Here is a 20895-nt window from a genome sequence, read left to right as displayed (position 1 = left end):
AGCACACCACCCTCAACGCGCACTACACCGACGCCGCGGGACCATCCCCGCGTGCGCGGGGAGCACGTCCAGGCGGCACGCTCCGTACCCCACGGACCGGGACCATCCCCGCGTGCGCGGGGAGCACAAGCCCTCGACCGCCCAGAACGAGCCGGTGGAGGGACCATCCCCGCGTGCGCGGGGAGCACCTGTAGCGGACGTCCGGGATGACGCGCTCGCCGGGACCATCCCCGCGTGCGCGGGGAGCACTGCTCGCGCAGGGCCTTCAGGTAGACCGCGGTGGGACCATCCCCGCGTGCGCGGGGAGCACACCCGGGGCGACACCTCCGGGCCGATCCCGTCGGGACCATCCCCGCGTGCGCGGGGAGCACCCGTCGTGGTTGGTGGTTTCGATGCAGGTGCCGGGACCATCCCCGCGTGCGCGGGGAGCACTGCCCGGCACCGACGACGCCATCCGCGCCAGCAGGACCATCCCCGCGTGCGCGGGGAGCACTGGCTCGTCGACGCGCCCCCGGACGTGTCCCTGGGACCATCCCCGCGTGCGCGGGGAGCACAAGCCCTCGACCGCCCAGAACGAGCCGGTGGAGGGACCATCCCCGCGTGCGCGGGGAGCACCTCCAGAGACATCTCCAGGGCCTCGATGATGCGGGACCATCCCCGCGTGCGCGGGGAGCACTCCGCCCACGTGACCGACGCGACCGCCTGCCCGGGACCATCCCCGCGTGCGCGGGGAGCACCTGCGGTTGCCCTTGCGCGCTCCTGCGCTGCGGGGACCATCCCCGCGTGCGCGGGGAGCACCGTGTCGCCCCTCAGACCGTGATCGTCGCGTCGGGACCATCCCCGCGTGCGCGGGGAGCACACGTGCCCGTACCAGCGCAGCACGAAGCCGGTGGGACCATCCCCGCGTGCGCGGGGAGCACGCCACCATGCGGCAGCTCATGGTCCAGACGAAGGGACCATCCCCGCGTGCGCGGGGAGCACCTCGGGCACGTCCTGCCGCTGCGCGCTGCGGGGGGACCATCCCCGCGTGCGCGGGGAGCACTCTGGCTGACCTGCGGGTTTATCCGGCGGGAGAGTCATTTGGAAGCACTTTATGAGAGTTGGACATACCGGGCAGAGGGGTGGGACTCACCGGTTGCCGTAGCGGCGGCGTTTTGAGGCCTTGCTCCAGCCGGAGGGTGGGGGATTCGCGGAGATGGTGGGTTGAGTCTTGGGCCGGCGGATGAGGGTGAGGCCGTCGTGGTCGATGGGGTGCCATTTGTGGTCGCGCGTCTCGAACGTGAAGCCCTGCTCGGTGTTGGTGGTGTAGGTGAGCAGGGCCCGGCCGGTGTCGGCGTATTGGTGGACTTCGTCCCAGAGGGCTTGCCGGACTCGGGTGGACGGGTTCCCGATGAAGACGCCGGGGGCGATTTCCAGCAGCCAGCGGGTGAGGAAGCCGCGCAGGCCGGCGGGGCAGTTGGTGAGGATGATGATGGTCACCAGTGCACGTCTTCGGCGTAGTTGCGTCCGGATTCGATATTGATGCCGCGGTCGCTTTGCAGAGTGACATGGTCGGCGTCGTCTGCGGTCGGGTCTTGTGCGGGGGCGTCGGGCAGCAGGAGACGTTTGATGTCGTGGACGCAGCGTTTGAGCAGGCCGACTTGGTTGACGCGGTCGCGGATGGCGCGGCGGGTGCGCGACCCGACGTCCTCGGGGCCTTCGGCGGCGATGTCGAACGCGATGGGGATGGCGATTTCGGTCTTGTAGAGGTCGGCGATGTCCAGGACGAAGGCGAGTTCGTGGCCGGAGTGGATGAACCCCAGGCCGGGGGCGCAACCGAGGGCGGCGACGGTGGTCTGGGCGATGCCGTACATGCATTGGGCGGCGGCGGTGACGGCCTGGTTGGCGGCGTCGCCGACGTCGTAGTCGCCCGGGACGTAGTGGCGGCCGTTCCAGGCCAGGCCGACCTTCTCGGCTTGGGCGCGGTAGCAGTCCTTGACGCGGCGTCCTTCGCGGCCGAGGAGTTCGTGGCGGGACAGGCCGTCGACGTTCTCGCCGGGGAACCGCATCCGGTACATGGCACGGGCGACGTCCAGGCGGGTGCGGCGGTTGGCCCAGGCGGTGGCCTGGGCCTCGACGAGGGCGGACGAGCGGGTGAGGGCACGTCCGCCGGAGTAGAACCGGACGCCCTGTTCGCCGACCCAGACGACGCCGGCGCCGCTGTCACCGAGCACGCTCATGGCCTGGTGGGTGACGCGGGTACCGGGGCCGAGCAGGAGGGTGCCGATGGTCGCCGACGGGATGTGGGTGATCCCGTCGGCGTCCTCGGCGGTGATGGCGTTGTCCTCGCGGTGCACGATGCAGCGTTCGAGGTAGACGAACGAGAGCCGGTCGCTCATCCGGGTGAGTTCCCTGGGTGAGGACGCGCCGCGCTTCCCGACGGTCGACATCAGGCTTTGGCCAGCGTCATCAGGCCGCAGCCGTACGCTTTGGCCTTGCCGAGCCCCTGGGTGAGCGTGCGGCGGAACGCTTCGGGGTCGGTGACCTCCAGACGTCCGTCGTAGGTGACGGTGACCAGCGTGACCGGCTTCGACATGCCCTTCTTCTTGAAGGAGAGCTGCCGCCTGTTGTGGATGAGGAGCTCGTGTCGTTCGAGGTCGTCCTGGTGACCGTTGGCACCGGGTTTGCGGACGAGCCGGAAGCCGCCCTGCTCCTGGCGTTGCTGCAACCAGCGCAGCTGGTTGCGGGGGCCGATGTGCGCGGTGGTCTTGGTCGGTGCCCCGTCCTTGTTCCGGACCGAGTGGACGGGATTGGCGGTGAGCCGGAACGCCCACCGGTCCCCGGCGGAGAGGCGGTCGAGGAACGGTCCGTAGTCGAACGTCTCCCAGCGGGCGGTGGTGGGCCACCCGGCCTGTTCGACCAGGTGCGTGAGGTCGGGCTTGTAGGGGCTGACGATGCACAGATGCGTGCGGGCACGGGTGTCGCGATCCAGGCGCCACAGGACCCGCGGGGCGTCGGGGCGCTGGTCGGGGAGTTCGGCGAACGAGGACATGACCGCGGCGTGCAGGACCTGGGGGGACGACAGCAGTTTGCGGGCGCCGACACGTTCGGTGTTGATGCGGAAGCGCGTCAGGTACATCACTGGCCTCGCAGGACGGCGGTCGGATCGTGAGCGGGGGGAATGCCGGTGCGCGCGTCCCTGGCGGCGGGGTTCGGGATGTCCACGTGGCCGTGGCGGACACCGCGCAGGGCGTAGCGGCGGTGCCGTGGGTCGAAGCTGAGCGGCTGGTCGCGCAGAGTGTCGACGTGTCCGTCTTCCTGAACGAGGGTCTCCAGCCGCACCGTCGGTTCCCGGTGCCTGCGCTGATGCCACGGAGCGGCCTGCCAGCCTTCGGCATTCAGCCGTTCCTCGATGCTGGTGGCGGCGTGAACACCCAGCTCGATCCGCTGGGACGGAGGGCACGACCGCCGGCCGAGGTAGGGCAGGTACACCGGATTCTGCAGCGCCCGGTCCAGCCGGCGGATCAGGTCGTCATCGCCTTCCACCGCGGCGACGAAGACCGCGTCGGCCAGGTAGAACCGTTCGGAGACCGGCATGGATCGTCCGGTCTCGAAATGGTGGGCGGTCTGGTAGTCGCGGACGGGCACGCCGCGCTGGTCGACGCGGACGCCGAACCGCAGCGCGGCCAGGTCGGACACGTCGTCGCTGCGTTGCCGGCCGAGGGCGGCGGCCAGCAGGCCGATGACGCCGCTCTTGGTGGGGGCGGGCTCGGTGGTGCGGCGCGCGAACCGCGCCGACGCGCCCCATGCCTGCAACGGCCCGGCGAGCCGCAGGGTCAGGACGCTGCTCATGCGCGGCCGTCCTGGCGGCGGGCGACCTCCTCGCCGACCGCGTTGACCAGCTCGGGCAGGGACATCTGGGTGCCCAGTTCCGACAGCGGCTCGGTGTTCTTGCCGACGCGCAGCACCCACGTGTGGGCGTTGTCGGCGACGCCGTAGGCGGCTTCGATCTCCGGGACGTAGCGGGCCAGCCTCTCGGAGGCCTCCTGCAGGTGTCCGCCACCGGCCACGGCCTTGCAGGGCTCCTCGAACGCCGAAACGAAGCTGATCGGACGGGACGAGCGGACCTTCACCACGACCGCGTCCGGGAGGGTGTGGTTGCCGAAGGTATTGACCTTGCCGGTGGGCATCGAGGTGATGAACCCCTGGACGAACGCCTCGACGGCCCGGCGGACCGGCTCGGTGACCGGCTCGTCGTCGCGCAGGCCCTTGCCGAGGTTGGCGCGCAGCAGGTCGACGTCGAGGGCGGCGTAGCGGTAGAGGGTCGCGGAGTTGAACTCCACGGTGCCGATCATCCCGGCGCCGAGGTCGTCGTCTTCCCGCTCCTTGTGGTCGTCGACGGCGGTGTAGTAGTCGGACTCGTTCTCCACCTGGTGGACGCTGATGGCGTGCGCGACCTGCGTGGCGGCGTCCACGTTGATGTCGGCGCCGTCGGCGACCATCCGTCCGAACAGTGCGATGTCGACCGAGTGCCGGGCGTTGGCGATCGCCTTCGCCCTGGCCTTGTTCTCCTTGTCCTTGAAGAAGGACTTGATGTCGGTGCGGCCCTCGACGGCGAGTTCGGCGAGCCCGTCCAGCTGACGGGCGCTGAGGAACATCAGGTACTTGGCCTCCGGCGCGGCGGCTGGCTGTTGCTCACCCTTGTCCTTGCCGGCGCGGCGCTTGGGCACCTCGATCTTGGAGTTGGTGGCGTTCTGGACGGTCTCGGCGGCCAGTTCCCACGCCTCGGCCTGCTCGATGGACTCGTCCAGGTCGTGGATGCGGACGGCGAGCAGCTCGGCCACCCGCTTGGTCCGCACGCCGAGCTCGCTGGGGTCCAGCAGGTCGTGGAAGGTCTTGCGGGTCGCGCGCTTCCACGCCTGGCTCGACACCCGGGCCCGCCGGACCCCGCCGTACACGGCGGTCTTGGGCGTGCCGGTGTCGTCCCGGTTCAGGTTGCTCGGCGGGACGTTCTGCAGCACGTGCAGGTCGATGATGGTGCGGGTCATGTGACGTCCTTGTCGATCGAGGCATCACCATGCGGTGTGCGGTCGGGCTGCTGGGGCTCATCGGTCTCGGCGCGGTAGGCGTGGAATCCGCGGCCCCACCGCTGGCGGACCTGCGCGAGCCCGCCGGGTGTCTGGGCGCGGTAGAGGTCCACGGCCAGCTGCGCGTAGTCCAGCGGGATCGACTCACGGCGCAGCAGGGAGACGATCTCGCGGAGCCGGTAGGCCATGGCGTCCAGGGTTCCGGCCGTCCCGACGCGAACGAAGCGCCGGCGGATCGGCTCGTCGATCTTGTCCTTCGGCATCAGCCGGCGGACGGCCGCGCCCAGGCCGACCTCGGGCTTGTGCATCCGCTGGGTGGTGCGCGACTGCTGGTGCAGAGCGAACAGCGTCACCGCCAGGAAGGCCGCCGTCTCGGCCCGTTCGGCCTGGCGTTCGCCGAGTTCCTCGTAAAGCCGTTCGACACCGGTCAGCCCCCACAGCTCCGGCACATCCTGCGGGAGCTTGCCGGCACCGCGGCGCAGCTGCGCCAGCCGCCCGACCGCCGCGCTGGTATCGCGCAGGTAGCCGTCCTGCAGTTCGGAGACGAACTCGCCGACGACCCGGCGCACCAGATCGGTGGCGTGCCGCCGTTCGTCCGGGACGGTGACGGTCATGATGCTGCCTCCATGGGCTGCTCCTCAACTTCTCGACCTGCCGGCTCCGGGCCGACGCCGGGGAGCACCTTGCGGAGCCGGTGCCGGAAGGTCGCGTCGGCGCGCGGCGCGTTCAGCCACAGCTCCTGGCCGCTCTTGGTCTGGACGACGCGCCCCTCCCACGCGCCTTCACCGGCGTCCCGGACCTCCTGGTCGCCGAGCCGGCCGACGATGCGTCGCGCTCGCTCCTGCCATTGCGCTCGCTGGGACTGCGGCTCGTCCTCGGGGCTCAGCGCGGTGAGCCATTCGCGGAAGGGGCCGTCCAGCATGCCGAAGCCCAGGGTCGTGGCGTGTGCGCGGGCGGGTTCGGGGTCGGCGCCGATCGCGCGGGCAAGGTCGGCGGCCAGGTCGCCGAGTACGTCCACGGCCTGCTTGGCGTCGTCGACGGCGTCGATCGCGGCTTGGCCGAGCAGGCTGTCGCGCTGATGCAGCAGGACCACCGGCATCGTGATGGCGTCGTCCACCACCTCGTCGATCACCGACTGCTGGGTGCCGTACTGCGCGCCGACCAGCCGTGTGCGGACGAGGAAGTCCTCCGGGAAGTCGCCTTCGACCGTCAGGCGGGCGACCCAGTCCAAGATCCGCGGACGGACGATCTCCGCCGCCTCCTGGCGCTGGCCCGCACCCGCGACGCGGCCGGCGACCAGCGCGCCCAGCCCCCGCCAGGCACTCGCGGCGGGATCGTGCTCGCGCGGCAGGTAGACCTGGGGCTCACCCAGCTTCTTCTCCTGCGCCGGGCTGCGCCGCCACGCCGTCATCGGCTCGCGCTGATGCATGTTGCGGGGCGCCAGCGGGTCACCGTAGGCGAGCACCACCCCGGTCACCCCGTCGTGGTCGCACGCCAGCCGCACCCTCCGGGACTGCCACGTGTAAAGGTCACGGACGCCCCCTGGCCGCCGGCTCAACTCCAGCGGCTCCATCTCCTGCGGCCCTGGCGGCGGGTGACGCCACGCGGGACGATCCGCCCCGGCATCGACCCGGAACCCGGGGGTGTCGAAAGCGATCAGGTTGAGCAGCAGCGTCTCCCGCAGGTTCGCACCGTCGACGAAGATCCCGCCCAGGTTCCCCGTCCAGCCGACCCCCTGCGGGTACACCTTGCCGCCCTTGGCGCGGGTGTCACCGGCCGCGCCGGTCTTGATGCCGGAGGTGTCGAAGGCGTGCGCGTGCACCACCCAACGCGCCGCCTCGGCGAACGACAGCCGCTGCACACCATGTGCCCGCATGGTGAAGAACCGGGTCCCGTTGGGGACGTCGGCGACCAGCCGGTCCAGCGACGCGACCTCGTCCTTCTCGGTCCGCAGGCCGGCGGTCTGGAAGAACGGGGTCTCGGGGTGCAGCAGATCGAACCGTTGCCGGTGCCGGTCGAGGTATGCGGCGATCCCATCGGGGCCGTCCAGCGGCAGGCCGTCCTCCCACAGCCGCTGCCAGTCGTCCAGGTCGACCGGTCCGTCCACGACGTCGTGCAGGACCGCCAGCAACAGCCGTAGCAGCGCCAGCTCCTGCGTGGGGACGTCGCCCAGGAGCCGCCGCACCTGACCGGCCTCGACGAAGACCTCCAGCAAGGACAGTTCGTCCTCGGTGCCGTCCTCGCGCAGCACGGGAAGCCACGGCCGCACGGTCAGATCGAACGCCGCTTCGTCACTCGGCACGGGTCACCTCCAGCCCATCGGCGCCGGAGTAGCGCAGCTCGTATCCGGCCAGCCTGGTCTGGTGGTTCTCATCGAGCATCAGGATCAGCTCTCCTTCGAGCCAAGGACACTCCTTCGACTGCCATGCCGGGACGCACTCCGCCTCCAGGTCCCCGATCGCCCGGTCGAGGACGTCGGGGATCGTGAACTGGAACGGCAGCCGCAGCCCGCACGCCGCCACGACCCGCGCCACGTCCGGTGGCGGCGCGACATCGGTCGGCACCTCCCGTGCGCCCCGTCCTGCGGTCAGATGCGGGAGCGTCCGGACCGTCCCGTCCGCGAGGCGCTGAACGACCAGGACCTCCAGCGACTCCCGGCTGTCGCGCACCTGCGCCCGGCCCGCACGCGTGTCATCGGCGTCGCCGACACCCGCGTCCACCCAGCCGACCAGCGAGCGGCCCGGCCGGCCGACGTCGGCGATCTGGAAGCTCTCCGCCTTGCTCCGCTGCACCCGTTGCCGCGTCACGTGCTTTCCGTGCGCGCGTGCCAACGCGTCCTGCCACTCGGGCGGCCCGACGGGGCCCGTCCCGTAAACCGACTGGACGAGAGGGCTGATGTCCTCCGGCAGCCGCACCACGCGCCCCGCTTCCGCCAGATACGGACGGAGCGCCGCCGCAGAACGCAGCAGGACGTGCGGACTGTAGATCCTCTGCGAGGGTTTCACCGGCTCGACGGGCACCGCGTCCCAATCCGCACCGGCCACCAGGCACCGCGCCGTGCGGAGCCCCGCGGGACGCTCCCGCACATGACGATGCAGCCGCCCCATCCGCTGCAAGAGCAGATCAACAGGGCACAGATCCGTCACCAGCAAGTCGAAATCGATATCGAGGGACTGCTCCGCGACCTGACTCGCCACGACGATGTGCCGCGACGGACGACGTTCACCGGACGGCCCGAACGACTCCAGCAGCCCCGCGTCCTTGGCGACCCGGTCGAGATCCACGAACCGCGCATGAGCGACCGAGACCTGACCCTCACCGAACCGATCCCGAAGAACCCTCGCCGTCTCCATGACGCGATCAACGGTGTTGCGCACCACCAGCGCACAACCGCCGCCGGCGAGTTCCCGGGCCAGCCGATCCGCGAGCACGTCCACGCCATCGCTCAGCGGCTCCAGCCGCACATCGTTACGCCGCCCCGACGGCCCGACCTCCTCGACCACGGCCGGACGCTCCGGGGCGACCGCCGTCAGCAGCGGGTACCCGCGCGCCTCCTCCACCACGTCCAGATGAGCCGTCCGCGCGTACGCCTCGACCAGTTCCCGGCGCCGCCCCGCGGGCAACGTCGCGGACAGCACGATCACCGGCACCCGGTACTCGCCCAGCCACGCGAGCACACGGTCGAGGTAGGAGTTCATGTAGGAGTCGTACGCGTGTGCCTCGTCGATCACGACGACCTTGCCCGCGACGGCCAGATGCCGCAGCGCCAGATGCCGACTCTTCAACCCCATGAACAGAAGCTGGTCGACCGTCCCCACCACGAACGACGCGAGCATCGCCTTCTTCCGCCCGCGCAGCCACTGGTGCGCGACCAGTTCGGAGGTCACCGCACGCCGATCGCCACGCGGATGCCACTCGCCCGAGGCTCCGTCCACCTCGACGCCCTTGAGCGCACGCCCGGCACGCATGAGGTCACGGAATCCGTCGTTGAGCGCGGCTTTGGAATGCGCCAACGTCACCGTCCTCGCGGTGCCGCGCTTCCCGTCCGGCGTCCGCCGGGCCCAGCTCAGCATCCGCGGGAACATGGCGTTGCCGGTCGCCATCGTCGGGAGCGCGATGAACACGCCGCCGGCCTTCGACCGCCCAGCGAACACCTCGGCGACCGCCAACGCCGCCTCGGTCTTCCCCTCACCCATCGGCGCCTCGATCACCATCAACCCGGGCGCCGCCATTTCCCGCGCCATCTCGACCGCACGCTCCTGGACGGGACGGACCTGCGCACCGGGGGGAAGGTCAAAGCGAGCGGAGAAGAGCTTTGTCGCACTGACATTCGGCTCGACCGGCCACCACGGCTCCGGCAACGCGAGACCGTCCCACGCCGCCCTGATCCGCTCCTCATCACTGGTGTTCTGTGCGTCCGGGAAGTACGGGAACAGATCTGCATTGCTCGCGATCCAGTCGGCGACGATCACCAATCCGCTCAGGAGTGCCTGCGCCGGCTGTGTGAGTTTCGTGTCCCGCCAATCAGCCAAGCGACCTTCGACGCCGCACATGGCCGCACATGCGTCGAGGATTTCCCGCTGCACCTTGCGCCAAATCGGCTCGCACGTGGGGGAGCGAAGCAAATGGCGATGGGTATTGATCGTCCGGATGTCTTCATTCGTAGGGGGTATCCCATGATGCCCGCCCGCGACGACCGTGAACGGCAGAGTCGCCGCCCGCCCCCACCCCTGATCGGCCAGCCACTCCCGCAACAACACCTGGCCGGCCAGGCCATGAGGCGCCAGTCGACGATCGGAGAGCTCCCTGCGAAGCGGCATGTCCAACCCCGCGTCGCGCATCTTGTCGGCAAGTGAATCGACCTGACAAGCGAACGCAGGCGTCGCCTTGCCGACGTCATGCGTCGCGGCCAGCCAGATCGCCAACCGCCGCGCGTCCTCAAGCCCGCAGGGAAGTGCCTCGGCCACAACCATCTGCGACTGACGCGGCAGCCAGCGATCCCACAGCAGAGCCGCAATCGCGCCGCTATCGGCAAGGTGCCGCCACAACGGCAACCATCCATCGCTTTTGCGATCGTGCTTGGCCCACACCGTCCGGGCCTCCGGCGATAACCGCTCTCGCAGCCACGTGCCCCGCGCCTCCCCGATGAGCATGCAACTGATTTAGCACGCTCCGCGAGCACGCCGCCCGCGGAACCGAAAAGATCCAGAGAGGGCTACGCAGTCGGCCGACGACCCTGAGTAACGGCCGCACCCCGCCTGACCTGGCGGGACTATCGCCTGCCGCCAATGCAAGCCTGATCAGTTGTCCACAAGGGGTCACGCCGAGAAGCCTGCTTGCCCTGCCGCACGAGCACCGCCAGCCTTGGACGACGCAGCCGTCCACAGACTGGCAGTCCAAAATGTCCGACTCTGCAAAAGTGCTTTCAAACCGCACTCAGCGCCGATAACGTCCCAGGTCAGCGAGAGTGCTCCCCGCGCACGCGGGGATGGTCCATGACCCAGCGTCGGATCCGCCGCCGACGGTTCGTGCTCCCCGCGCACGCGGGGATGGTCCCAGGTCGAGGCGCCGCCGTTCCTCCGGGGTCGCGTGCTCCCCGCGCACGCGGGGATGGTCCCCTGGATGCGCTGGTCTCCGGATGAGACGTTGTGTGCTCCCCGCGCACGCGGGGATGGTCCCCCCGGCGTCGCGGAACTTCGGGGCCAGATCCGGTGCTCCCCGCGCACGCGGGGATGGTCCCGCTTCGCGGCTGTTGCGGGCGAGGCCGGTCCGGTGCTCCCCGCGCACGCGGGGATGGTCCCTTTCGATCATGACGATCGACCCCCACGACCCCGTGCTCCCCGCGCACGCGGGGATGGTCCCGCGGCGGCTGGGACGACCACATGCTCGCCGAGGTGCTCCCCGCGCACGCGGGGATGGTCCCTTCTCGGCGGGCTGTCCCGCACCAGGCCGGCGGTGCTCCCCGCGCACGCGGGGATGGTCCCGAGTACGGGCTCTGCGCCGCATGCACCAACTCGTGCTCCCCGCGCACGCGGGGATGGTCCCCCGCCCCGGCCTTGCCGCCGGGCGACCCCGAAGTGCTCCCCGCGCACGCGGGGATGGTCCCGCGACGCCGTCCTGACCGAGCTCGGCCGCGCGGTGCTCCCCGCGCACGCGGGGATGGTCCCTCTCGCCGCCCTGGAGCGCGCCCTGGAATGGGGTGCTCCCCGCGCACGCGGGGATGGTCCCCGGCCGGTCCTGTCGGTCCATCCCTCCCGGAGGTGCTCCCCGCGCACGCGGGGATGGTCCCGGTTCAGCGTCGATTACGACCTCACCCGGCCGGTGCTCCCCGCGCACGCGGGGATGGTCCCCCGGTCGTGGGGGTCGAGTCGCTCCACACGCTGTGCTCCCCGCGCACGCGGGGATGGTCCCAACACCGCCACGCTGGCCGACGACCCGCACCTGTGCTCCCCGCGCACGCGGGGATGGTCCCGCGGCCGTGATCTGCCGGTCGGCCCAGGCCGAGTGCTCCCCGCGCACGCGGGGATGGTCCCAGCCACGCCAGGTGGAGGGCGGTCGGGCACGCGTGCTCCCCGCGCACGCGGGGATGGTCCCTCGGCGTCGCTCGGCAGGTCCGACAGCGGCCAGTGCTCCCCGCGCACGCGGGGATGGTCCCCCGTTCCTTGACGCGGCATGGGAGACCCTCACGTGCTCCCCGCGCACGCGGGGATGGTCCCTCGCGCAGCTGCGGCAGGTCGGTGACCAGCGGGTGCTCCCCGCGCACGCGGGGATGGTCCCTGCCGGGACCGGCCGCCCAGGCGGGTCCGGAAGTGCTCCCCGCGCACGCGGGGATGGTCCCGACCTGGTAGACGCGGCCACCGACGACGCTGCGTGCTCCCCGCGCACGCGGGGATGGTCCCAGTTGCGCGCGTACGCCCGCCAGGTCGTCGAGGTGCTCCCCGCGCACGCGGGGATGGTCCCAGGACTTTGCCGTCGGCGTCGGTGTATTCGTAGTGCTCCCCGCGCACGCGGGGATGGTCCCGAGGACGTCGAGATCGAGGTCGGCGTCGACCTGTGCTCCCCGCGCACGCGGGGATGGTCCCCGGCGAACGCCGGTCTTAACCTGCATGCATGAGTGCTCCCCGCGCACGCGGGGATGGTCCCGCCCGCCGCAAGGCCAGCCTGATCGTGGGCATGTGCTCCCCGCGCACGCGGGGATGGTCCCTGCCTCAACGGGGTCCCGTCGTGAACGCACTCGTGCTCCCCGCGCACGCGGGGATGGTCCCCTGGGCGAGGTCGCGATGACGATCGTCGGCCCGTGCTCCCCGCGCACGCGGGGATGGTCCCCGGTTCGCGACGACACCGATGATGATCGACCAGTGCTCCCCGCGCACGCGGGGATGGTCCCTTGATGTCCGGCGTCGCCGTCGTCGAGGAGTAGTGCTCCCCGCGCACGCGGGGATGGTCCCAACGGCGCGTACTCCCTTGTCGAGGGCCCTCGGTGCTCCCCGCGCACGCGGGGATGGTCCCTGGACGTCGGCGAGCTCCTCGTCGTCCTTCTGGTGCTCCCCGCGCACGCGGGGATGGTCCCCAACTCGATTTCAACGGCCGGACGTGCCAGACGTGCTCCCCGCGCACGCGGGGATGGTCCCCTTGCAGGGTGACCCTGTAAGGTCTGAGGTGTGTGCTCCCCGCGCACGCGGGGATGGTCCCGCCCTGCGGAGGGCGTGCGCCTCGGCGGCCTTGAGCGCCATCTCGTGCTCCCCGCGCACGCGGGGATGGTCCCGAGAAGCTGCGCGCCGCCCGAGACGAGGAGACGTGCTCCCCGCGCACGCGGGGATGGTCCCTCTGCGACCTGCTCGGCGACGACCCCGACGACGTGCTCCCCGCGCACGGGGATGGTCCCCAGAACTGCCCCACCCTGGCCGGCCGCCGTCAGTGCTCCCCGCGCACGCGGGGATGGTCCCTACATCCCCGGCGTGAGCGTGGAGCACTTCACGTGCTCCCCGCGCACGCGGGGATGGTCCCGCGCGGCGGAGGGCGTGCGCCTCGGCGGCCTTGTGCTCCCCGCGCACGCGGGGATGGTCCTCCGACAGCGGGTCAGTGAGGTGCGCGCCCCGGGTGCTCCCCGCGCACGCGGGGATGGTCCCGCCGGGTTCCGGGTGCCGGTCGCGCTGACCCGGTGCTCCCCGCGCACGCGGGGATGGTCCCTTCACGTTCCGGCCCGCGGGCAACAGCGTCGTGTGCTCCCCGCGCACGCGGGGATGGTCCCTCCGCCGATTTCCGCGAAACGTTCCCTGTTTTGTGCTCCCCGCGCACGCGGGGATGGTCCCGCGGTCGTGCTGGCCCGGCTGAACGCGCTGGGGTGCTCCCCGCGCACGCGGGGATGGTCCCCGGACGCTCATGCTCATCGCCCAGCCGCACCAGTGCTCCCCGCGCACGCGGGGATGGTCCCGGCAGAGGCATGAGGGGTCCCCGATCGGTTAGGTGCTCCCCGCGCACGCGGGGATGGTCCCAGGCACGTCACGTGCGCCTCGGTGAGGTCGAAGTGCTCCCCGCGCACGCGGGGATGGTCCCTCAAATTCCAGCGAACCGAGGTCGAGGTCGATGTGCTCCCCGCGCACGCGGGGATGGTCCCAGCGTCCGCGACCTCGTCCTCACCCACCCCGAGTGCTCCCCGCGCACGCGGGGATGGTCCCGCCCGCCGGAAGGCGTCCCTGATCGTGGGCATGTGCTCCCCGCGCACGCGGGGATGGTCCCCCGGGCGACCCCGCGGTGAACTTCAGCGGGAAGTGCTCCCCGCGCACGCGGGGATGGTCCCTTCAACATCACCTCCGAGCCGGCCGAGAACGTGTGCTCCCCGCGCACGCGGGGATGGTCCCCGCACGCCGAGCCCGAGCCGCGCGAGGCCATCGTGCTCCCCGCGCACGCGGGGATGGTCCCAGGACCGTGAGCAGCGCCACCCACGCGACCCCGTGCTCCCCGCGCACGCGGGGATGGTCCCGCCGCCCTGAACCAGCTGGGGTTGACGTACGGGTGCTCCCCGCGCACGCGGGGATGGTCCCAAGATGCTCGCCAGGTTCACCGGCGCCATGTGGTGCTCCCCGCGCACGCGGGGATGGTCCCCTCACCGCCGCCCTGCGTGAACTAGACCGACTGTGCTCCCCGCGCACGCGGGGATGGTCCCCGACCACGAATCCACGAAGAGGAAGGAAGTCGGTGCTCCCCGCGCACGCGGGGATGGTCCCAGCAACGCGAGACCGGCGCCCGCCGGGTGATCGTGCTCCCCGCGCACGCGGGGATGGTCCCGCCAGAGCTAAGGCCGAGGACTGCGCGAAGGCGTGCTCCCCGCGCACGCGGGGATGGTCCCAGCGAGACGGGAGACCCCTCATGACCGTCACCGTGCTCCCCGCGCACGCGGGGATGGTCCCGTGCCGTCCATGACGGCGTCGCGGGTGGCGCTGTGCTCCCCGCGCACGCGGGGATGGTCCCGTGCCGTCCATGACGGCGTCGCGGGTGGCGCTGTGCTCCCCGCGCACGCGGGGATGGTCCCTCCCACTTGTGGGCCGCACCCTCACATTGCGGGTGCTCCCCGCGCACGCGGGGATGGTCCCGCCTACGGCATCCCCCCGGACCGGCTGATCAAGTGCTCCCCGCGCACGCGGGGATGGTCCCAGCACCTTCAGGCCGCGCCCGCCCGTGCCGTCGTGCTCCCCGCGCACGCGGGGATGGTCCCAGGACAATACGGCGGGGGCGAGTCAATGAACGGTGCTCCCCGCGCACGCGGGGATGGTCCCCACCCCCGGACGGCCGGATGCGCGACCGGCATCTGCTCCCCGCGTACGCGGGCATGGTCGCCGCATGGACAGGTGATGATCTTGGTGTGCGAGTGTTCCTCGCGCACGCCAGTGCTAATCAATTCGAAAGGTCGAATGCACACAATCAAGACTACCAAGACATAATCGATGGGCGATTGACGGCAGTTGGACTGATGTGCAATACAGCGGAGTGGCCTGCTGTAGGCCACTCCGCTCATGAACGACGGTCGAATCCGGCCGCCAGCCCCGCGTGCGCGGGGAGCAGTTTTAAAATGACCTAAGGCTAGCCCCTACCACGGGCTCATCCCTGCGTGCGCGGGGAGCAAGGCAGTTGCGATCGTAGGCTACCGCCCCAGTTGACGCTTCACCCTAGGCTGCTCACGGGCCTGGACCCCAGGCTGATTTGGCTTGCTCAACGTCTCAGGGAGCAAGAAGCGAGCGACCCCAAGCAAGAGCTCCTGCACCCATCGCCGCGCCCACTAGCGCAGAGTGAGGAAGGTCTGCCGTGGACAGGAAGGTCAGCACCTGAGATGCGACGCCCACGATGACAGCGAAGAGCAGAAGGAGAAACGCCCGCAGATCGAGGACGGGACCGGGTGGTTGGTGCATGCGATCATCTCCAGAGTGATGTCTTTGGTGAACGGGTAAGGCTTACCCCTACCACGTTGCTTCCTTCCTCAGGATGGTACCCGCCGGACGGGGGGCTGGGTTGGCTAGTCCGAGTAGCGCAGGGCTCGCTGCAGCATGCCAACGCCCTTCCAGGCTGCCTTTTGTCGAGGTCAGCCCCGATGTGGTTCACAAGATCCTCAAGTGGCCAGGGGTGGACACCTTCCCGAATCTGTATTCGGAACGTTTCCTTGGGATCAGAGTGATAGAAGGGTGCTCGCTAGAGCGGATGCCCAGGGTGTTAGAAGGGCAGCAGGCGGGTGGACCGACCGCTGGACGGTGGACCTCGACAGAGAGTCCAAAATGTCCAGCTTTCAAAAGTGCCTCAATACAGCCCTCCGTGGCGATAACGTCGCAGGTCAGCGAGAGTGCTCCCCGCGCACGGGGGATGGCCCCCGGCACCACCGACCGGCCCGGCGCCGTCCCGGCGTGCTCCCCGCGCACGGGGGATGGCCCCTCCAGCATCATGCCCATGGACGGCGCGACCGGGTGCTCCCCGCGCACGGGGGATGGCCCCAGCGCCCCGCCGATCAGCCACGGCGGCGCCAGGTGCTCCCCGCGCACGCGGGGACGGCCCCTCTCATCGCCCGAGGAAGCGCGCGCAGCCCGCGTGCTCCCGCGCACGCGGGGATGGTCCCGCCCAGTCCGTCCGCCAGTCCGACCCGAACGAGTGCTCCCCGCGCACGCGCGGATGGTCCCCAACCGACATCCGCGGTCAGGCCCATGCCACCGTGCTCCCCGCGCACGCGGGGGATGGTCCCACTTCCGGGTCACCGCGCATTGACTGTGTCGCGTGCTCCCCGCGCACGCGGGGATGGTGCAACGACCACGAGCCCGCCCAGCTCGTTGCGCAGGAGGCGGCTGTAACTCCATGACATGACGGAGCGGCTAGTGGCCACGTCCCGGTGTGGGTCGGAGCCGAGTGGCAGTGCTGGACGCAAGTGATGCGTCCGGTGTCTTGATGGCGCAGATCAGGGCCGTCCAAGCGTGCGGGGCAAAGGTCAGGACTGGGCCGTCAGGGTCCTTTGAATCTCGGACGGCCACGACCTGCTGTGCCTGGGCTACCTCAACGCATTCTTCGATGTCAGAGTTGCTGTGGCTGCTCTTGCGCCAACGGACGGCAGGATTCTCTGTCATAGCCCTGACAGTATCCCGTGGACGAGGTCGCGTGAATCAGGTTCTGGTAGGGCGATGGTCCTTGCCTCGCTGTACAGGCTGCGACATTTGCTAATCACGTCGTGATCTTCATGTGTCGTGCGCCTCGTGATGTGGTCGGTCAGAGCTACGCTGAGGATGGGTGGAGTGCCGATATCCATAATCTCGAACTGACCGGGGTAGGCGTTTCCCGGGTCGGCAGCGAATGGGAGGACCTGCAGGTGCACGTGGTTCTGCTCGGATTCAAGGAGAAGCCTGCGCAACTGGCTGCGCATCACCTGGCGTCCGCCGCGAATGCGCCGAAGGGCGGCCTCGTCAAGCAATACATCTAGGTGCACCGGATCCTCTCTGCTCAGGACCTGTTGCCGGGCCAGACGGAAATCGACGAAGTGGTCCAGCTTCCTTAGTGGCGAATGAGGGAGGCGATTCTGCTGAAGTGCTCTAGCGTAATCCTCGGTTTGAAGTAGCCCGGGAACGAAGGTCGTCTCGGCATTGACTTTATGGGTGCTCGACCATTCCAGGGAAGCATGATCTAGAGCTTCTGGCGAGACGAGGTCGCGGTAGGCGTCCCACCAGCCGGGTTGGCGGTCTTGCTCTGCGAGGGTCGTGAGGGCGGCTCGGAGGTCCGGAGGCGCTTCGTAGACGTCCAGGATGTGGGTGAGGTCGCGTAGGCGGAGCCATTGGGCGCCGGTCTCGATCTTGCTGAGGGATGACGCGGAGCGCTCGAGGTGGCGACCGGCGGTGACGAGCGTGTAGCCGGATTCCTCGCGGAGTCGGCGCAGCTCACGGCCGATCTTGCGGAGGCGGACGGTCGATCGGGGAGCTTCCGTCATGCGATCAGGCTGTCACGCTCCGCGCATGATCGCCGGGAAACTCATGATCGATCAAATTTTCCTGAGGGGTCGTTTCTGGGACCACGGATCGTATGGCCGCGGTGGCACTGAGCTATGAGCCTTGGGGCGACAGGAAGGGACCCCATGGCTCTCAGTGAGATCATCGCGTCGCTCACGCTGCCCGGTGCGGAGCGGTCGGCCCGGTATGCGCGGCTATTCATCCGGGACGTGCTGGGGGAGCGGCATCCATCGCTGGATGATGTGCAGACGTGTGTGACAGAGGCACTCACGAATGCGATCGAGCACACGAAGTCCGGAAAGGGCGGGCAGGTGACCGTCACGGTCACTGTGGACGCTTCGGACATCGTCGTCGAAGTGCTCGATGACGGGGCGGACGGGGCGCGACCTGTGATGCGTGACGACCCACTCGCGGAGGACGGGCGGGGCCTGCGGATCATCGACGCGCTCGCCCTGGCGTGGGAGGCCAGGGCGAGCGGTGATGGGACGACCGTCTGGATGCGGTTCGCCGGGCCGCCGCCGGGTGTCAGTCCGCCGAGGTGATCTTGTTGAGGCGTTCGACGGCGTCGGCGAACTCTTCCAGCATGTCGTAGACGACCTGGCGGGCCGGCTTGACCGTCTTCATGAGGCCGACGCACTGGCCGACGAAGTAGTTCGCCAGCTCGCGGGCACCCGGGTTGCCGCTCTCGGAGAGCTTGTTGATCTGGCGCATGGCGCCCTCGGCGACGATCATCTGGAGGGGCATGCCGAGGGCGCCGGGGCTGTCCGGGCCTTCCCACTCGTCCGTCCAGGCAGACTTGAGCTGGCGGGCGGGCTTGCCGGTGCGGGAGCGGGAGCGGATCGTGTCACGGGACGTGGCGGCCAGCATCTTCGCCTTGACCGCGGGCGGCGTCTCGGCCTCCTCCGTGGTGAGCCAGACGGAGCCGCACCAGACGCCGGACGCGCCCAGCGCCATCGCCGCGGCCATCTGGCGGCCGGTCGCGATGCCGCCGGCGGCCAGGACGGGAACGGGGGCGACCACGTCCACGACCTCCGGGACCAGGACCATCGTCGAGATCTCGCCCGTGTGGCCTCCCGCCTCGCCGCCCTGGGCGACGATCAGGTCCACGCCGGCGGCGACCTGGCGGCGGGCGTGCTCCGCCGTGCCCACGAGGGCGGCGACCGGGATGCCCGCCGCCTTCGCCTTCTCGACCATGACGGGCGGGGGAGTGCCGAGCGCGCTCGCGATCAGGCGGATCGGGTGGGAGAGCGACACGTCGATGAGATCGTTCGCGCCCTGCTGTGTGACGCCCGTCCCGCCGCGCCCCGCGGAGTGCTTGGCCTTGTCGAAGTCGGGCGCCGGGACGTCGTACTTGGCGAAGAGGTCGGCGAGGAACTTCCAGTGCTGCTCGGGTACGGCCGCGAGCATCGTGTCCATGCCGCCCTTCCCGGCGGCGGCCCGCTTCGCCGACTCGTCGATCTTCGCGGGGACGAGGACGTCGACGCCGTAGGGGCGGCCGCCGACGTGCTCGTCGATCCAGCGAAGCTCCTCTTCGAGGCGCTCGGGGCTGTACGCGACGGCTCCCAGAACGCCGAGTCCGCCCGCGTTCGTCACTGCCGCGACGACGTCGCGGCAGTGACTGAAGGCGAAAAGCGGGACGTCGATGCCGAGCGTTTCACAGACCTGGGTGCGCATGCTCCGACGGTATCTAACCGAATGTCATTCGGTCCAGAGGACGTACGCCTCGCCGTCCTCCGGATGGACGTAGGTCGCGCGCAGCGGCAGGCCCTCGCGCAGGACGGACACCCCGGACAGCCGCCCGTGCAGCCACGGCCCCTCCGCGAGCTCCACCAGCGCCAGGTACGCGGGCGGCGGGGCGGTCCCGTCGGCGGACGGACGGCCGTGCGTGACCGTCCACGTCACGAGGGTGCCTTCGCCGCTCGCGTCCGCCCAGGCCAGCGTCGCGGCACCGCAGTGGGTGCAGCCGGTGGCGTCCGGAGCGAACCAGGTCTCGCAGCTCTCGCAGCGCTTGATGACCAGGCGGTCGTCGGCGGTGCCGTCGAAGAACGGGTCGGTGCGGCCGTCCCGCTTGAGCCTCCCGATCTCCACCGGCCCGGACGGGACGGACGCCGGGGCGGGCGCGGCCTCCCGGGCACCGGAGGCGCGGAGGGCCGGGCGACCGGCCGGGGCGACCGGCGCGGACTTCTCGTGCGGGCTCAGGATCAGCGTCGAGTGGTGGTCGAGGATGCCGCCGTTGCCGCTCACCAGGATCACGTCGTTGGCGTCCACCTGCCGGTCTCCGCCCTCGCCGCGCGCCTGGATGATCGCTTCCGAGAGCGGCGTCATGCCCCACATGTAATAGGACGACAGCTGCCCGCCGCCGGTGTTCGTCGGCAGCGATCCGCCGGGCCCGAGGGCGCCGGACGCGGCGAACGCCCCGCCCTCGCCCTTCTCGCAGAACCCGTAGTCCTCGAGGGACACGAGGACGGTGTACGTGTAGCAGTCGTACAACTCGGCGACGGTGACGTCGTCCGGGGTGATCCCCGCCATCTTCATCGCGGTCGGCCCGGAGGTGAGGGCGCCCGTCGTGAGGCCGAACTCCGAGTCGCGCTCCTTCCGGTGCCCGGGGTGGCCCTGGCCCCAGCCCCACAGGTGGACGGGCGGCTTGGCCAGTGACCGGGCGCGGTCTGAGCCGGTGACGATGACGGCGATGGCGCCGTTCGACACCAGGCAGCAGTCCAGGAGGTGGAGCGGTTCGGCGACCCAGCGGGACGCCTGGTGGTCGTCCAGGGTGATCGGCTCGCGCATCTGCGCGAGCGGGTTGCGGGTCGCCCATTCCCGGGTGGAGACGGCGATGGCGCCGAGCTGCTCGCTCGTCGTCCCGTACCTGGCCATGTGACGCTGGGCGGCCAGCGCGTAGTGGGCGTTGACGCTCCTCAGCCCCAGGGCCGCCGTCATCCCGCTGAATCCGTACCATTCGGGCGCGTCGCGGTGGTAGGCGGCACCGGACGACTGCTTCGGCTTGAGGGGCGCGTCCGCGAAGACGCAGGCCACGGTCGTCGCGGCGCCGCTCATGATCGACATGGCGGCGTGCGCGATCATCGCGCCGGCGGTCGCGCCGAAGGAGTTGACCGTCGAGAGGAGCCGCAGGTTCCGCAGGCCCAGCGCGTCGGCGAGCTCGATGCCGGGGGAGCCGCCGAGGCCGTGGCTGACGAGCAGGCCGTCCAGGTCGGCGAGGGGCAGGCCCGCGTCGGCGGCGGCCAGGCGCACCGCGTCGGCGGCCAGTCGGCGCGGGCTGCGCCCGTACACCTTGCCCAGCTCGGTCATTCCGAGGCCGGCGATCGCTGTGCTCAACTCGAACTCCTCCTAGACGACGACTC

General features: G+C 70.5%; 13 protein-coding genes and 3 CRISPR repeat arrays (1 of these 16 only partly in view). Of the genes, 1 reads left to right on the top strand and 12 read right to left on the bottom strand.

The features are described from left to right. A CRISPR array of direct repeats spans positions 1 to 1042; the repeat unit is 29 nt; unit sequence GGGACCATCCCCGCGTGCGCGGGGAGCAC (it extends 3199 nt beyond the left edge of the window). Between the two features lie 86 nt (positions 1043 to 1128). The 10 genes from cas2e to IE99_RS0100335 all read right to left on the bottom strand — a co-directional run bounded on the left by cas2e (position 1129) and on the right by IE99_RS0100335 (position 17517). Beyond that, the gene (gene cas2e, locus IE99_RS0100375; RefSeq protein WP_030144824.1) at positions 1129 to 1479 is read right to left on the bottom strand and encodes a type I-E CRISPR-associated endoribonuclease Cas2e; all 351 of its coding nucleotides are present in this window, start codon (positions 1477 to 1479) and stop codon (positions 1129 to 1131) included. After that, positions 1476 to 2429, bottom strand: coding sequence for a type I-E CRISPR-associated endonuclease Cas1e (cas1e, locus tag IE99_RS0100370; protein WP_030144823.1), 954 nt, complete (start codon positions 2427 to 2429; stop codon positions 1476 to 1478). Before cas1e ends, cas2e begins: the two co-directional genes overlap by 4 nt. Continuing rightward, positions 2429 to 3118 (bottom strand): type I-E CRISPR-associated protein Cas6/Cse3/CasE, encoded by a 690-nt coding sequence (gene cas6e / locus IE99_RS0100365; protein WP_030144822.1) that lies wholly within the window; start codon positions 3116 to 3118, stop codon positions 2429 to 2431. The genes cas1e and cas6e overlap by 1 nt, the downstream gene beginning before the upstream one ends. Beyond that, on the bottom strand, positions 3118 to 3831 hold the full coding sequence (gene cas5e, locus IE99_RS0100360; protein ID WP_030144821.1) for a type I-E CRISPR-associated protein Cas5/CasD: 714 nt from the start codon (positions 3829 to 3831) through the stop codon (positions 3118 to 3120). The genes cas6e and cas5e overlap by 1 nt, the downstream gene beginning before the upstream one ends. Beyond that, positions 3828 to 5027 (bottom strand): type I-E CRISPR-associated protein Cas7/Cse4/CasC, encoded by a 1200-nt coding sequence (cas7e, locus tag IE99_RS0100355; protein WP_030144820.1) that lies wholly within the window; start codon positions 5025 to 5027, stop codon positions 3828 to 3830. The genes cas5e and cas7e overlap by 4 nt, the downstream gene beginning before the upstream one ends. Then, a complete protein-coding gene (gene casB / locus IE99_RS0100350; RefSeq protein ID WP_030144819.1) occupies positions 5024 to 5680 on the bottom strand; it encodes a type I-E CRISPR-associated protein Cse2/CasB in 657 nt (218 codons plus the stop codon). Before casB ends, cas7e begins: the two co-directional genes overlap by 4 nt. Then, the gene (gene casA / locus IE99_RS0100345; protein ID WP_037558414.1) at positions 5677 to 7368 is read right to left on the bottom strand and encodes a type I-E CRISPR-associated protein Cse1/CasA; all 1692 of its coding nucleotides are present in this window, start codon (positions 7366 to 7368) and stop codon (positions 5677 to 5679) included. Before casA ends, casB begins: the two co-directional genes overlap by 4 nt. Beyond that, entirely contained in the window at positions 7358 to 10219 is a 2862-nt protein-coding gene (locus IE99_RS0100340; RefSeq protein WP_030144817.1) for a CRISPR-associated helicase/endonuclease Cas3, read from the bottom strand. The genes casA and IE99_RS0100340 overlap by 11 nt, the downstream gene beginning before the upstream one ends. 314 nt (positions 10220 to 10533) lie before the next feature. Beyond that, positions 10534 to 12892: a CRISPR direct-repeat array (repeat unit 29 nt; unit sequence GTGCTCCCCGCGCACGCGGGGATGGTCCC). A 90-nt stretch (positions 12893 to 12982) separates the two neighbouring features. After that, a CRISPR array of direct repeats spans positions 12983 to 14903; the repeat unit is 29 nt; unit sequence GTGCTCCCCGCGCACGCGGGGATGGTCCC. Between the two features lie 1514 nt (positions 14904 to 16417). Next, positions 16418 to 16666: a DUF397 domain-containing protein gene (locus tag IE99_RS29955; protein WP_051711721.1), complete on the bottom strand. Its 249-nt coding sequence runs from the start codon at positions 16664 to 16666 to the stop codon at positions 16418 to 16420. Continuing rightward, positions 16663 to 17517, bottom strand: coding sequence for a helix-turn-helix domain-containing protein (locus IE99_RS0100335; RefSeq protein ID WP_051711720.1), 855 nt, complete (start codon positions 17515 to 17517; stop codon positions 16663 to 16665). Before IE99_RS0100335 ends, IE99_RS29955 begins: the two co-directional genes overlap by 4 nt. A 144-nt stretch (positions 17518 to 17661) precedes the next feature. Between IE99_RS0100335 and IE99_RS0100330 the strand changes: the two genes are divergently transcribed. Continuing rightward, positions 17662 to 18078, top strand: coding sequence for an ATP-binding protein (locus IE99_RS0100330; RefSeq protein ID WP_051711718.1), 417 nt, complete (start codon positions 17662 to 17664; stop codon positions 18076 to 18078). Here IE99_RS0100330 and IE99_RS0100325 read toward each other — a convergent pair. Continuing rightward, positions 18062 to 19210 (bottom strand): NAD(P)H-dependent flavin oxidoreductase, encoded by a 1149-nt coding sequence (locus IE99_RS0100325; RefSeq protein WP_030144814.1) that lies wholly within the window; start codon positions 19208 to 19210, stop codon positions 18062 to 18064. The genes IE99_RS0100330 and IE99_RS0100325 overlap by 17 nt on opposite strands. A gap of 24 nt (positions 19211 to 19234) precedes the next feature. Further along, positions 19235 to 20869 carry a thiolase C-terminal domain-containing protein gene (locus IE99_RS0100320; protein WP_157609937.1) on the bottom strand — a complete coding sequence of 545 codons (1635 nt, stop codon included), beginning with the start codon at positions 20867 to 20869 and terminating at the stop codon, positions 19235 to 19237. Positions 20870 to 20895: the final 26 nt, after the last annotated feature.

The sequence above is a fragment of the Spirillospora albida genome, from assembly GCF_000718255.1.
In the GTDB taxonomy this organism is placed as follows: domain Bacteria; phylum Actinomycetota; class Actinomycetes; order Streptosporangiales; family Streptosporangiaceae; genus Spirillospora; species Spirillospora albida.
This window is presented reverse-complemented; position numbering and strand designations above follow the sequence as displayed.